The sequence below is a fragment of the Methylocystis bryophila genome (genome assembly GCF_027925445.1).
Taxonomy (GTDB): Bacteria; Pseudomonadota; Alphaproteobacteria; order Rhizobiales; family Beijerinckiaceae; genus Methylocystis; species Methylocystis bryophila.
Genome location: NZ_AP027149.1, coordinates 1,278,443 through 1,292,636 on the forward strand (window position 1 = coordinate 1,278,443; position 14,194 = coordinate 1,292,636).

General features: G+C 64.3%; 11 protein-coding genes. 8 read left to right on the forward strand and 3 right to left on the reverse strand.

The genetic code is table 11. The features are described from left to right. Positions 1 to 65: 65 nt before the first annotated feature. A complete protein-coding gene (locus tag QMG80_RS06005) occupies positions 66 to 422 on the reverse strand; it encodes an ArsR/SmtB family transcription factor (protein WP_085771998.1) in 357 nt (118 codons plus the stop codon). 110 nt (positions 423 to 532) lie between these two features. On the opposite strand from QMG80_RS06005, the gene QMG80_RS06010 reads away from it, so the two are divergent. The 4 genes from QMG80_RS06010 to QMG80_RS06025 all read left to right on the forward strand — a co-directional run bounded on the left by QMG80_RS06010 (position 533) and on the right by QMG80_RS06025 (position 3,655). Beyond that, entirely contained in the window at positions 533 to 1,282 is a 750-nt protein-coding gene (locus QMG80_RS06010; RefSeq protein WP_085771999.1) for a glucose 1-dehydrogenase, read from the forward strand. A 52-nt stretch (positions 1,283 to 1,334) separates the two neighbouring features. Beyond that, a complete protein-coding gene (locus QMG80_RS06015; RefSeq protein WP_085773704.1) occupies positions 1,335 to 1,862 on the forward strand; it encodes a DUF1993 domain-containing protein in 528 nt (175 codons plus the stop codon). 63 nt (positions 1,863 to 1,925) lie between these two features. Continuing rightward, positions 1,926 to 2,897, forward strand: coding sequence for an ABC transporter ATP-binding protein (locus QMG80_RS06020; protein WP_245299907.1), 972 nt, complete (start codon positions 1,926 to 1,928; stop codon positions 2,895 to 2,897). Then, positions 2,894 to 3,655: an ABC transporter permease gene (locus QMG80_RS06025; RefSeq protein WP_085772000.1), complete on the forward strand. Its 762-nt coding sequence runs from the start codon at positions 2,894 to 2,896 to the stop codon at positions 3,653 to 3,655. The genes QMG80_RS06020 and QMG80_RS06025 overlap by 4 nt, the downstream gene beginning before the upstream one ends. Positions 3,656 to 3,675: 20 nt before the next feature. Here QMG80_RS06025 and QMG80_RS06030 read toward each other — a convergent pair whose 3' ends face one another. Next, on the reverse strand, positions 3,676 to 6,720 hold the full coding sequence (locus QMG80_RS06030) for an SEL1-like repeat protein (RefSeq protein WP_281926208.1): 3,045 nt from the start codon (positions 6,718 to 6,720) through the stop codon (positions 3,676 to 3,678). Between the two features lie 66 nt (positions 6,721 to 6,786). Here QMG80_RS06030 and QMG80_RS06035 point away from each other — a divergent pair, with 66 nt between their 5' ends. The 4 genes from QMG80_RS06035 to QMG80_RS06050 all read left to right on the forward strand — a co-directional run bounded on the left by QMG80_RS06035 (position 6,787) and on the right by QMG80_RS06050 (position 13,466). Next, positions 6,787 to 7,509 carry a hypothetical protein gene (locus tag QMG80_RS06035; RefSeq protein ID WP_158658755.1) on the forward strand — a complete coding sequence of 241 codons (723 nt, stop codon included), beginning with the start codon at positions 6,787 to 6,789 and terminating at the stop codon, positions 7,507 to 7,509. Between the two features lie 465 nt (positions 7,510 to 7,974). Next, positions 7,975 to 9,765: an acyl-CoA dehydrogenase C-terminal domain-containing protein gene (locus QMG80_RS06040; RefSeq protein WP_085772002.1), complete on the forward strand. Its 1,791-nt coding sequence runs from the start codon at positions 7,975 to 7,977 to the stop codon at positions 9,763 to 9,765. Positions 9,766 to 9,863: 98 nt separating this feature from the next. Then, a complete protein-coding gene (locus tag QMG80_RS06045; RefSeq protein ID WP_085772003.1) occupies positions 9,864 to 11,072 on the forward strand; it encodes an acetyl-CoA C-acetyltransferase in 1,209 nt (402 codons plus the stop codon). Between the two features lie 207 nt (positions 11,073 to 11,279). After that, positions 11,280 to 13,466 (forward strand): 3-hydroxyacyl-CoA dehydrogenase NAD-binding domain-containing protein, encoded by a 2,187-nt coding sequence (locus QMG80_RS06050; RefSeq protein ID WP_085772004.1) that lies wholly within the window; start codon positions 11,280 to 11,282, stop codon positions 13,464 to 13,466. A 45-nt stretch (positions 13,467 to 13,511) separates the two neighbouring features. Here QMG80_RS06050 and QMG80_RS06055 read toward each other — a convergent pair whose 3' ends face one another. Then, a complete protein-coding gene (locus QMG80_RS06055; RefSeq protein ID WP_085772005.1) occupies positions 13,512 to 14,051 on the reverse strand; it encodes a hypothetical protein in 540 nt (179 codons plus the stop codon). Positions 14,052 to 14,194 lie beyond the last annotated feature (143 nt).

The following is a 14,194-nucleotide window of genomic DNA, read 5'->3' on the forward strand; positions in this document are numbered from 1 at the left end:
AGCTTTCGTCGTCGCGCAGGATCGGCGCAGCGATTTTCCCCGAAGCGCGCGTTGGGGAGAGCGGTTCAGCCGCTTTGTGACAAAAATCCCTTGACCTCACGCTGGCGGGCGTAGGCGTTGCGGATCGCCTCCAGCATGGGGCCGAATCGTTCTTTGAGCTCGCCGCAGCGCGTCGAATTGATGAGTTCCACGCCCTTGCGCTCGCTGCGGATGAGCCCGGCCTCACGCAAAATACGAAAATGCTGGGAGAGCGTGGATTTCGGAAGGATGTCCGCATTGAGATGCGCGAAGGCCGAGCAGTTCTTGGCGCATTCGGAAGCGGCGAGACGGCCGAAGATTTCCATGCGAATCGGGTCCGAAAGGGCATGGAGAATGCCCTCCACGGTGATCTCGTCCAGCTTGGGGTGCGGCAGCGGTCTCATGTTTCTCTTATTTCTCTTATCACATGAATTGACAATCGGCTCATTAGTTCCGTATTATTGAACAATAGAACTAAGCCGGCGCCGGGCCGCAAGTCACCACGGAGATCGATATGGGCAAGCTTTCGGGGAAAGTCGCTGTCGTCACGGGCGGCAACAGCGGAATCGGACTTTCGACGGCGCAGCTTTTCGCCGCCGAGGGCGCGCATTTGGTCGTCACCGGCCGCCGCAAGGCCGAGCTGGACACGGCCGTCGCCGAGATCGGCCACGGCGCGGTCGGCGTGCAGGGAGACGTGTCGAAGCTCGCCGATCTCGACGCGCTCTACGCCGAGGTCAAATCGAAATTCGGTCGGATCGACATTCTCTTCGCCAACGCCGGCGTCTGCGAGCTCGCGCCGCTCGTCGGCGTCTCCGAGGAACACTTCGACAAGGTCTTCGACATCAATGTCAAGGGCTTGCTCTTCACCGTGCAAAAGGCCCTGCCGCTCTTCGCGGACGGCGGCTCGATCATTCTCAATTCCTCTGTCGCAAACACGACCGGCATCCCGGCCTTCGGCGTCTATTCGGCCACGAAGGCCGCCGTGCGCTCTTTCGCCAGAACCTGGACGTCGGAGTTGAAGGATCGCAACATTCGCGTCAACGTGATCAGCCCGGGGCCGATCGAGACCCCAATTTTCGGCAAGGTTGGGCTTTCCGCCGAACAGCTGCAGGAATTCGACGCGCAGATTTCCGCGAAGGTCCCGCTCGGCCGCTTCGGCAAGCCGGAGGAAATCGCCAAAGCGGCGCTGTTCCTGGCGTCGGATGACGCAAGCTATGTCGCCGGCGCGGATCTTTACGTCGATGGCGGCCTGGTCGCCGTCTGACCGCGCCGTCGCGCGCCCGCCCAAGCTTCCCGTTCAATCCCAGGACGACCCTATGTCATACTCGATGTCTCGGGCTTCTCTGCCGGCTTTCAAGCTCGGTCTCACCGCTCTATCATCGCTCCTCGACAAGGCTGCGGCCTTTTGCGCGGCGAGAAAAATTGACGACGCGGTCATACTCCAGGCGCGTCTTGCGCCTGACATGTTCGCTTTCGTCCGGCAAGTGCAAACGACCGCGGATATTACGAAGAATGGGGTCTCCCGCCTCGCTGGCGTCGAGCCGCCGCGCTATGCAGACGACGAGACGACCGTCGCGCAGCTGAAGGATCGTGTCGACGCCACGCTTCGCTATCTCGAAACGATCAGCGCCGCGAAAATCGACGCGTCGGAGGCGCGGGAGATCGTGTTTCCTATCGGTCCGGACGCCAAGGCTAGCATGAAGGGCGACGACTATCTCGCTCAATTCATGCTGCCAAACTTCTATTTCCACCTCGCGGCCGCCTATGCGATTCTGCGCCACAACGGCGTGGAGATCGGCAAGCGCGATTTCCTCGGAGCGATATCGCTGACGCCGCTCGCTTGACGAACTCGACGCTCTTCGTGATTCTTTGCGATGACGATGCGCGCGAGCGAGGGAGGGTCCGCGGTGGCGAAGGCGACTGACGTCGATCGCGAAAAGGCTCCGCAAGGCCCGATCGTCGTCGTGTCCAATCTGAGCAAGGTCTACGCTGGCGGCTTTCATGCGCTGAAGTCGATCAACCTGGAAATCCGCGCCGGGGAGATTTTCGCCTTGCTCGGGCCAAACGGCGCGGGCAAGACGACTCTGATCGGCGCTATCGCAGGGCTCGTGCGTCCGAGCTCGGGCGTCGTCACCGTCGACGGCAGCGACACGGTCAGGGACTATCGCGCTGCGCGCGCCAAGATCGGCCTCGTGCCGCAGGAATTATCGACCGATATGTTCTCGCGGGTGCTGGACACCGTGGCCTTCAGTCGCGGGCTCTTCGGCTTTGCGCCGAACCCAGCCTATATCGAAAAAATTCTTCATGATCTCTCGCTTTGGGAGAAGCGGGACAGCAAGATCGTCACGCTCTCGGGAGGAATGAAGCGTCGCGTCCTGATCGCCAAGGCGCTGGCGCACGAGCCCAAGATTCTGTTTCTCGACGAACCCACCGCGGGCGTCGACGTCGACCTGCGGCGCGACATGTGGGCAATGGTCCGGCGCCTGCGCGAGCAGGGGGTCACCATCATCCTCACCACGCATTATCTCGAGGAAGCGGAGGAGATGGCGGATCGCGTCGGCGTGATCGATCGCGGCGAGATCATATTGGTGGAGGAAAAACGCGCATTGATGCGAAATTTGGGGCGAACGACCGTCACGATCGGCCTTAAGCAACCGCTTCTGGCCGTTCCCCCGGATTTCCTCGGACATGCGGCGAGCCTTTCGCCGGACGGACTGACGCTCACCGTCGCCTTTGCCGGAGAGGAAGAGCACGGGAGCGGCGGCGTGGCGGACTTCATTCGGCGGCTTGCGGCCAGCGGCGTCGATTTCAAGAGCGTCGACATGAGTCGCTCCTCCTTGGAGGAGATTTTCGTCAGTCTTGTGGGAAGACGCACATGAATCTCCACGCCATCCGCGCGATCTATCTCCACGAGCTCGCCCGCACGCGTCGCACGCTGTTTCAGAGCATAGCCGCTCCGGTTCTCTCGACGACGCTCTATTTCGTCGTATTCGGCTCGGCGATCGGCGGCCGCATCTCCATGATCCACGGCGTCTCCTATGGGGCGTTCATCGTGCCCGGCCTGATCATGCTGGCGGTTCTCTCCGAGAGCGTGTCGAACGCATCTTTCGGAATTTACATTCCTCGCTTTACGGGAACCATCTACGAGCTGCTCTCCGCGCCGGTGTCGGTCCTCGAGTTCTTGCTTGGCTTTGTCGGCGCGGCCGCGACCAAATCGATTGTTCTCGGATTGCTGATCCTCGCGACCGCGCGGGTCTTCGTGCCGTTCGAGATCGTCCATCCGCTTTGGGCGGGCGCGTTTCTCTTGCTGGTTTCGATCGCTTTCAGCCTTCTCGGATTCATCATCGGCCTTTGGGCCGATGGCTTCGAAAAGCTGCAGATCGTGCCGTTGATGATTATCTCGCCGCTGACTTTCCTCGGAGGAACCTTCTATTCGATCGACATGCTCCCGCCGCTGTGGCGCAACGTCGCCTTATTCAATCCGATCGTTTATTTGGTCAGCGGTTTTCGCTGGGCCTTTTACGGAAAGGCGGACGTCGCGGTCGCCGTCAGCCTGGGCATGACGGCGGTCTTCACGACGGCTTGCATCGGCCTGATCGCTTGGATGTTCAAGACAGGCTATCGCTTGCGCGCCTGAAGGCGCAGGCTGCGGGCGGATTACATGCCCGATAATTTGCGCCGGTTGGACGTTGCGCGCGCCGCCGGCGCGTCGGACTGCTTGTCTGACGGGTTGAGCGATGGCGCCGTGCTCCGTGGCGGCTCTGTCTCGTTGGCGTCTCGCGCGCGTTCCTTGGGCTTGAACGCCTCGGCCATCGACTTGCCGGCGGCGAGGTCGCGCGCGTCGAGTCGCGTGGCCACCTCGTCCCGCTTCTTGGCAGCCTCGGCGTCTCCTTGAGAGGCCGCGACGGAGAACCACATGTAGGCTTGCACCAAATTCTCCTCGACGCCCGTGCCGCGCGCATAAAGGACCGCGAGGTTGAACTGGCTGTCGCGCACGCCGAGTTCTGCGGCCTTGCGGAACCAACCGGCGGCGGAGACGTAATCGGGCCAACCGTCGCCATTTTCTACAAAGAGCACGCCGAGATTGTGCATGGCGCGGGCGTTTCCGGCGTTGGCGGCCTTTTCATAAAGGCTGCGGGCGCGCCCGAGGTCTCTCTCGACCGACACGCCCTTCTCGTAAAGCGAGCCGAGCCGATATTGCGCGAGCGCGAGGCCCTGATCAGCCGATTTGGCGAACCACTGCGCAGCGAGCTGCGGATCTCGCGCCAAGCCGCCGCGGCCCTCGGCATAGCGGAGGCCGAGCTCGAACTGCGCTTTGGCGTCGCCGCGCAGCGCCTGCGCTTGCAGCAACGCCGGATCCAGCGGCAAGCTTGCCGGCGCCTTTTCGATCGCGCCGACCGGAGTCGTGTCCAATCGCTCGGCCGCGGCGCTTTTGCGCTCGGCCTTAGCGGCCGGCCCGTCGCCTGTGGCTTCTTTCGCGTTTTCGACTGCTGTTCCGTTGCTCGCAGATTTCGTGTCCGTCCTGTTCAGTTCCGGTAGGCTGAACTGTTTGGCGGGAGGCGGCGAAGCATTCAGCGCAAACTTTTGGGCGGCGCCGACGTCGGCTCCGATCGCCTTGGCATCGAGAGCGGAGACGTTCTGTGTCTGATCAAGGACTGCACGGCCGATCGGCGCCGCCGCGGCGATGAGCGCGACACCCGTCAAGCCCGCAATAAGGAGCTTCTTGCGATTTGACACAGGGACGGGCGGCTGAGGACCGGTATCGGAATTACAGTTCGCGGCGAGCTCCCTGATTGTGATTTTGCGGTCCCGTGGCGGGATCCCGCCCGCGCTGGCGCGCTCCGCCGCTCGGCGAGCAGCGGCGATGAACTCCGTCTGCTGTCTCAATTCGAGATCGACGCCGCTGGGGCGGGCCGAGCTCGGCGCGCCAATCCCGCCGGAATCCGAATCGGTTACGACCTGGAGCCCTTGTCCCCACCGTGGCGTCGCGTAAACGACCGGCAAGCGCGGCTCCTCCGGCGCTTCAGCGAGCGCGCTCTCGCCGCATTCCTCCTCGCCGCATTCCTCCTGGGCGCCTTCCGACGTCGCGCTCCAAAAGCTCTGTCCTTGCGACTCGCCATCCGGCGACTCCGAGCGCCTATCTTCATGACCCGAGGGGAGGGCCGCGACGCGTTCGGGCGCATCCTGCGCGACCGTCTCCGCTTCGCGCCCGCGCTCCGGCGCTTCGCGACGCTCGTCGCTCTCGAGCTCTTGGCGCGCACAAGGCGCCTCGCCGCTTATCGAGCCCTCCGTCTCCGCCGCAGCGTTGGCGCGAGAAATCTCAATTTTTTCGCACAGCTCGGTGATCTTGCTTTCGATGGCGGCGAGCGCCGCGCTGTCGATGAGCGAGCGGTCGAGCCGCGTCGAAAGCTGCCGCACCTGCTCGCTCAGACCGTTGATCGCCGCCGAGTCCGCGCCCGGACCGAAGGCCTCCGCGCTTCGATTGGCGAGTTGCTCTAGGAGCGCGGAAAGCTGCGCCTTGTGCGTATCGTCCTTGTGGCGTCGCGTGCTCTCGTCGATCTGCTTCGCGAGCGCGCGCTGCATGACGTCGAGCCGCGTGGCGATTTCACCAAAACGATTTTCCTCGCGCGGCTTTACCTTCGCCAACAGCTCTTCGAGCTTTTTAGCGAAAGCTCCTTCGCTCAGGCGATCGAGCTTCTCGTCAAGGCGATCCACCTTGCCTTCCAACGAGGCGACGGCGACCGGGGCCGCGCTTGCGGAGAGGGCCTGATCGACCTTTTTGGCGAGATCGCCGAGCAGTCCTTCGAGCGCGGCCACATGGGGGGGCGTCTGCGCGATCCCTTGATCGATGCGTTGCGCCAGCGACTGGTGCATCTCGTCGATACGCGCGCCGAGCTCGTCGAGCCGGTCGCCGTCAAACCGGGCGAGCGCCTCCTCCAGCCTGTCGGAAAGCCGGTCGAGCCTTTGATTGAAGGCGCCAAGACCCGTTTCGGCGGACAAGATTGCTCGAATAGCCTTCGCCGCGTCGACCAGCTCGGACGAGCCTTCGCCTGCGAAGGACGGCGCCGGAGTCAGCTTGTCCACGCGGATCGTCAGATCGCGCACGCGCGTTTCGATCTGTTCTTGTGGAAGCGGACGCGCGGCCAGCGCGGAGAGCGCCGATTTGATTTCGGCGGCGCAGCGAGCAAGTTCCTGCAGAGCAGCCGCGTCCGCGTCGCCGGCGGTCTCGAGTCGATCCAGGCGGTCGGCCATCGCGCGCACGTCGGCGTCGAGCTCACGCATATGGGGGCGCGGATCGAGGTTCTCGATCACCGCGCGCAGCTCGCCCGCGATTCTTTCGGCCGGCGCGAGCGCCTGGTCCTCGACGCCCTTCGCGCGCTGGGCGCCGACGCGCTCTGCGAGGTCGCTGAGGGCGCGATCAATCGCTTCGACCGACGCGCGTGAGGCAAGCTCCCCGACGCCCCGCGACAGGCCGCGGATCTCCTCGCGCAGCCCGTCGACTTGAAGCATGATGTGGCGTTCGCGCTCGGCGCTGTTGTCGAGATCGCCGCGAAGAGAGTCAAGCTGGCGCGTGAGCGCCTCCATTTCGGCGCGCATTTCGTTGGAGCGGGCCGAGAGCGCCGGATAGGATTTGCCGATCGCGTCATCGAGCTGGCGTCGCAGCCCGACAATCTCATCCAGAGCGCGATGCGAAAAAGTCACGTTTTCCGCGTTCAGGAGATTCCGCCTGAACGCAGCGTGATCTAGCCGCTCACTCGAACGGTCAGGTTGAGCTTCCTGGCCGCCGAGCATCGCTTCGACTCTTTTCGCCAGGACTGCGATCTTTCGCTCGATCTCTTCGAGAGGCTGCGCGCCGCTCTCGCCGGCGGCCCGAACGCGCGGCTCATCCGAGCCTCTATCGTCGGCATGGGCGTCCGCATCCAGGGCGCGCCGCCTACGCGTGACCTCGAGTATGGCGTCGGCGAGCGGAAGCGCCACGATGGCGGACTCGGACTGGGCGCGAGGCGTTTCCGGCGTGTCAGAGCGCGGGGCCTCTTTCTCGGGAGAGCCGGCGAGATCTTTTGGCGAGCGCTCGGAATCGTCGCCGCCCGCATCGAATTGTGGAGCAAGTTGCTGGTCCGGCGCGGTGGATGGCGCCGCGGACTGCGCGCGATTTGGCCGCTGTTCGCCCGCCGACGGGGCCAGATCATCCTCGATCAGCTCGGCGACAATCGTCTCGAGCGCCCTCGCGGTTCGTCGCTCGCTGGCGTTGATGCTGCGGCTCAGCGCGTCGAGCGCTTGATCCAGGCGGACGCTATTTCGTCTCTCGTCGACGAGCTGCGCGATCTTCTGGAGGGCTCGCGTATTGTGCCGCTCGTTCGTGGCGAAGCGTCGCGTGCGATGCGGGGAGTCTTCAGAGGAATCGTCGCCCTCGTCCGAGACCGGGAGCCCTTTCGCGTCGTTTTCGAGGAGGAAATCGTCTTCCGTTTTTTCATCATCGAAGTCGCGTGACGCGTCGCCGCGGCGATCCTTCGCCCTCACAACCCGGGTGCGGGCGGCGCTCGACAAGCTCTGGATTTCTGCTCTGAGTTGTTTGTAATTCGGCTTATTCATCGGAGCTTCCAGCGAATCCCGGCGAGCCGGCGAGAGGCAGTCGTCTGGGGGGACTGACATGGGCGCGAGCGAATCGCCCGGAACGCACGGCCGGAGAGGGGCCGTTGGCGGCGATTTTCCGACGAACATGGTAAAAACGCCGTTAACCAGGGGACAAAGCGCTGATCCAAAGGCCGCGCGACTCCTCCCGGCAGAATCGCCGCCCGACCGGAAGCGCGCGCGGCCTCCACCCCGAGGAGACGGCCCAGCTATTGCGCGAACCCTGCGTCGTCTCTAGGTAACGTGTTGCGTTCATTGTGCGACTGGGAGTGCGTAGCGGGACATCGTCCCGCGTCTCCACCCGAGGGATGAGCGGAGAGCGCGATGTCGACATACAAGGCCCCTGTCGAAGAGGCGGTATTTCTTCTCGAGGACGTATTAGGCTTCAGCAGTTACGGCCAGCTTCCAGGCTTCGCCGAGGTCAGCGGCGACGTGCTCGCGCAAATCCTCGAGGAGGCCGGGCGTCTTAGCGAAAAGGTCCTGCATCCCCTCAACGCATTGGGCGATCTTGCCGGCTGCCGGCGCGCGGAGGACGGCTCCGTCGCCACGCCCAAAGGTTTCATCGACGCCTATCGCGCTGTCGCGGACGGCGGTTGGATCGGACTCTCCGTTCCGACCGAATTCGGCGGCCAGGGTCTTCCCTATGTGCTGACTGCGCTCACCAATGAATTCGCGTCCTCGGCCAATATGGCTTTCGCCATGTATTTCGGGCTGAGCCAGGGGGCGATGGCGGCGCTGCTGCGGCATGGGAGCGACGCGCAGAAGCAGCTCAGCCTGCCCAAAATGGTGACCGGCGCTTGGAGCGGCACGATGAACCTGACCGAGCCGCAATGCGGCACGGATCTCGGCCTGCTCACGACGAAAGCTACGCCCAATCCGGACGGAAGCTTTTCGCTGACGGGCCAAAAAATCTACATATCGGCGGGCGAGCACGATCTTTCCGAGAATATCGTGCATCTGGCGCTCGCCCGTATCGAGGGCGCGCCCGCGGGCGTGAAGGGAATCTCCCTGTTTCTCGCGCCCAAATTCTTGATCAATCCAGATGGCTCGCTTGGGCCCCGCAACAAGCTTTCCTGCGGCTCGATCGAGCATAAGATGGGCATTCACGGCAACGCCACCTGCGTGATGAACTACGAGGGCGCGCGCGCGGAGCTCGTCGGCGAGCCCAACCGGGGGCTTAATGCGATGTTCGTGATGATGAACGAGGCGCGTCTCGGCGTCGCGAATCAGGGCCTGGGCCTTTCGGAGATCGCCTATCAAAATGCGGCCGACTACGCGCGCGAGCGTCTGCAGGGGCGTTCGCTTTCGGGACCGAAAAACCCGGCAGGAAAGGCCGATCCCATCATCGTGCATCCCGACGTGCGCCGGATGCTGCTCGAGATCAAATGCTTCAACCAGGCGGCGCGCGCGCTGTCGCTTAGCGTCGCGCTCGACAGCGATGTGGCGCATCGCTCGCACGACCCCGCAGCGCGGCAGGCGGCGGAAGATCGGCTCGGTCTGCTCACGCCTGTGCTGAAGTGCTTCTTTACGGAGCGCGGATTCGAGAACGCCGTCAAGGCGCAGCAGGTGTTCGGCGGCATGGGCTACATCGTCGAGACCGGCGTGGAGCAATTCGTCCGCGACGCTCGCATCACGATGATTTATGAAGGCGCAAACGGCATTCAGGCGCTTGATCTTGTCGGACGCAAGCTCCCCAAGGACGGCGGGCGCGCCATTTCCGCCTATCTGAAAGAATTGCAGAGCTTCATCGGGTCGAACGAGGCGCCGGAGCTTGCGCCCTTCGTCAAGCCGCTGCAGACGGCCGTCGGCGATTTGCAGAAAGCGACGCTGTGGCTGATGCAGAACGCCCTGACCAAGCCCGACAACGCCGGCGCGGCCTCGATGGACTATCTGCATCTTTTCGCGCTGGTCGCGCTCGGTCACGCCTCGGCGCGAATCGCCAAGGCGGCGCTCGAGAAGAAAGCGCGTGAGCCGCAAACGGCGAGGGCGATGGAGGCCAAGCTCATTGCCGCGAAATTCTTCATGGAGCGGATGCTGCCGGAGACGGGGTTTCGGCTCGCCCGGCTTTCGACGGGCGCCGACACGATGATGTCGCTCGAAGCGGAGATGTTTTAGGCGTGAAGGGCAAGTTGGCAGTAGGCAGTAGAACGGCGCACCCTCGACTTCCTACCGCCTAATCCCTACTTCCGATTGCCTACTGCCAAGGAGACGCGATGACGGACGCTTACATCTATGACGCCGTGCGCACGCCGCGTGGGCGCGGCAAGGTCGACGGGTCGCTGCATGAGGTCTCGACCTTGGGGATCGCGGTGACGGCGCTGGCGGCGATCAAGTCGCGCAACGGTCTCGCCGGCTCCGAGGTCGACGATGTCGTGTTTGGCTGCGTCGATCCGGTCGGCGAGGCTGGGGGAGACATAGCGCGCGCCGGCGCGCTCGCCGCGGGCTTTGGCGACAAGGTTCCCGGCGTGCAGATCAACCGCTTTTGCGCATCCGGGCTCGACGCCGTGAATTTCGCGGCGGCGGAGATCATGTCGGGTCAGCACGAGCTGACGATCGGCGGCGGCGTCGAGAGCATGAGCCGCGTCGGCATCGGCGCCTCGGGCGGCGCCTGGCCGGTGGATCCAGCGATCGCCATTCCTTCCTACTTCATGCCGCAGGGCGTCTCGGCCGATCTCATCGCGACCAAATATGGTTTCTCGCGCGACGACGTGGACGCTTATGCAGTGCAGTCGCAGAAGCGCGCGGCGCGCGCTTGGGAGGAGAAGCGCTTCGCGCGCTCGATCGCGCCGGTCAAGGATGTGAACGGCCTCACGATCCTCGATCGTGACGAGCACATGCGTCCCGAGACCGACATGCAGGGGCTCGCTTCGCTGAAACCTTCCTTCGTGATGCTCGCCGAGATGGGCGGCTTCGATGCGGTGGCGATCCAGGCCCATCCCGAGATCGAGGCGGTGAACCATGTGCATCACGCCGGCAATTCGTCGGGCATCGTCGACGGCGCAGCGGCCGTGCTGGTCGGCTCCAGGGAGGCCGGTCAGCGCTTGGGCGTCAAGCCGCGCGCGAAGATTCGCGCCTTCGCCAATATCGGCTCGGAACCTGCGATGATGCTGACGGGACCGATGGACGTGACGCGCAAGCTGCTCGCCCGCGCCAAGATGAGGCTCGCGGACATCGAGCTCTTCGAGGTCAACGAGGCCTTCGCCGCCGTGGTGTTGCGTTATCTGCAGGCCTTCGATCTCGACCCCGAGAAGGTTAACGTCAATGGCGGGGCGATCGCGCTCGGTCATCCGCTCGGCGCGACGGGCGCGATGCTGCTCGGGACCGCGCTCGACGAATTGGAGCGCAGCGGCAAAAGCGTCGCGCTCGTGACGCTCTGCATTGGCGCGGGCATGGGGACGGCGACGATCATAGAGAGGGTGTGAGGGGTCGCTACTGCTGCGCCCTTCGAGACGCGTCCTGCGGGCGCTCCTCAGGGCGAGGGGTCTGGCAAACGGCTTGAAGCCCCTCAACCCTCATCCTGAGGAGCGCCCGCAGGGCGCGTCTCGAAGGATGAGACATAAACGCAAGAAGCATCCGGTCAACGACGCGCGCCAATTCGGTCTTTCGACAAAATTTAGCTGGAGCACCCCATGAACCTCCAAAACTTCCGCTTCGATGTGGGCGCCGATGGCGTCGCTCTTCTCACCTGGGACATGCCGGGGCGCTCGATGAACGTCATCACCGAGGAGGTGATGAGCGAGCTCGCGCAGGTCGTTGAAAAGGTTGCGGCGGATGCGGCGATCAAGGGCTGCGTGATTGCATCTGGCAAGAACGCCTTTTCGGGCGGCGCCGATCTCTCGATGCTGCAGAAGAGTCGCGCGGCGCATGGCAAGGCGCTCGGCGAAAAGGGTGCGGAAGAAGCCAACAGGCTCTTCTTCGAGAGCGCGCGCAAGCTATCGCAGCTTTATCGCCGCCTGGAGACCTGCGGCAAGCCTTTCGCCATCGCCATTCACGGCGTCTGCTTAGGTGGCGCCTTCGAGCTCGCGCTCGCTTGCCACCATCGCGTGCTCGCCGACGACGACAAGACCAAGGTCGGGCTGCCCGAGGTCAAGGTCGGGCTGTTTCCAGGCGCCGGCGGAACGCAGCGCGTGGCGCGGATAATGCCGACCGGCGATGCGCTGCAATTCCTGTTCAAGGGCGAGCAGCTGTCGGGCAAGGCCGCGAAGGCCGCTGGGCTCGCGCAGGAGCTCGCGCCCCAGAGCGAGATCGTGAGCCGCGCCAAGGATTGGATCTTGGGCGGCGGCAAGGCGATCGCGCCCTGGGATCAGAAGGACTTCAAGCCGCCGTCCGGACGCATCTTCTCGCCCGGCGGCATGATGATCTGGATGCCAGCCAATGCGATCTATCGGCGCGAGACCTACGACAATTATCCCGCCGTGAAGGCCATTCTCCATTGCGTCTACGAAGGCCTGCAACTGCCCATCGATCAGGGGCTGACGGTCGAGGCGCGCTGGTTCGCTCACATCCTGCGCTCGAAGGAGGCGGCGGCGATGATCCGCTCGCTCTTCCTCTCCAAGAACGAACTCGACAAAGGCGCGAGACGCCCCAAGGACGAGCCGCCGACGCAGCTCAAGAAGATCGGCGTTCTCGGCGCGGGCTTCATGGGCGCGGGCGTGGGCTATGTCTCGGCGTTGAACGGTCTCGAGGTCGTGCTGATCGATCGCGACCAAGAGAGCGCCGACAAGGGCAAGGCTACGATCGACAAGCTCATCTCCGGCCAGGTCTCGCGCGGCAAGGCGACCGCGAGCGCCAAGGAGGCGCTGCTAGCGCGCGTCGAGGCGACGCCCGACTATGAGAGGCTGAAGGGCTGCGATCTCATCCTCGAAGCCGTGTTCGAGGATCGCGCGGTTAAGGCGGAGGCCACGAAACGCGCGCAAGCCGCCGTCGGGCCCGATGTCGTCTTCGCCTCCAACACCTCGACGCTGCCGATCACCTCGCTCGCCGAGACCTCGCTGAAGCCGGAGAATTTCATCGGCGTGCATTTCTTTTCGCCGGTCGAGAAGATGCTGCTCGTCGAGATCATTCTGGGCGAGAAGACGAGCGACAAGGCGCTCGCCACCGCGCTGGACTTCGTCCGCATGATCAAGAAGACGCCCATCGTGGTCAACGACTCGCGCGGCTTCTTCGCCAATCGCTGCGTGCTGGCCTATGTGCGCGAGGGGCAGACCATGCTCGTCGAGGGCGTGCCGCCGGCGATGATCGAGAACGCCGCGCGCATGGCCGGCATGCCGGTTGGGCCGCTGTCGCTCAACGACGAGGTGGGCCTCGATCTGGGGTGGAAGATTTTGCAGGCGACGAAGAAGGATCTCGGCGCCGCGGCGGTCGATCCGGCGCAGGAGCGCGTGCTCGGCTTTCTGGTCGAGAAGAACGGCCGCTTCGGTCGCAAGAACGGCAAGGGCTTCTACGACTATCCGGCGAGCGGCAAGAAGACGCTCTGGCCGGGCTTGGCGGGGCTCGCCGAAAAGACGCTCGATCCCGACGCGATCGACGTGAAGGAGCTTGAGCGGCGCTTCCTCGTCGCCCAGGCGGTGGAGGCCGCGCGCACCTTCGCGGAGCATGTCGTGACCGATCCGCGCGAGGCGGACGTCGGCTCGATCTTGGGCTTCGGTTTTGCGCCGTTTACGGGCGGCGCGCTCTCCTACATCGACGGCATGGGCCTCAAGGCCTTCGTCGCGCTCTGCGACACGCTCGCGGCCAAATACGGCCCGCGCTTCGCGCCGCCGCAATTGCTGCGCGACATGGCCCGCGAGGGCGAGACGTTTTATCGCGCGGCATGAGGCGGCTGGATCGGCGGCGAGGCGCAGCAAGCTCTGCGCCTTGTCCTATGGCGCCTCCAGCATAGCGACGGGCGGGCTTTCGCCATTGACCATGATCTGACGCTTCGCCTCGCCGCGCGCGATCGTGACGACCTGCCAGGCCCGGGGACTTTGCGCCGCCAACAGGCGGGTCGGGTCGTAGCTCGCGCCGGCGGTCGCGCAGGCGAAGCTCAGCTCGACGAGAACGCCTTCGTCATTTGCGGGGTCCTCGCCGGATTTCTCGATCTTGCGCGCGCAGTCCGCTCCTTGGCCGTCGCGCATTGTCACCCGGCTCGCGATGAAAGCTCCGATCTCTCGCTCGATCGCGCCGGGTTGAGCGAGGTCCACGCCCTCGCGTTCGCGCCCCGTTTTCAGAAACATCTGCTCGACATCGGTCGCCAGCATGCGCATATCGACGATATAGCGTTGGCCGTTCCCGGCGATGCTCGCCGTGGATATGTTGTTCTGGATCAGCCCGTTGGAGTCGAGACTGCGCGCCGGCGGGGCTTGCACGAGCATCGTCGCGAGCGCGATCGCTGCGAAGATCTCAACCCGAGGGCGACCCATGAGCGTCTCCTACCTGCGCTTGGCGAGTATGCTGTTTTATAGTATTTATCTCACGAGGTTGAAGCGCGTCAACGCAGGACGCCATGGCTGCGGGACTTGAACGCGATGGCTTCTTCCCAAAGCAGGCGACGCAAGCATGACGC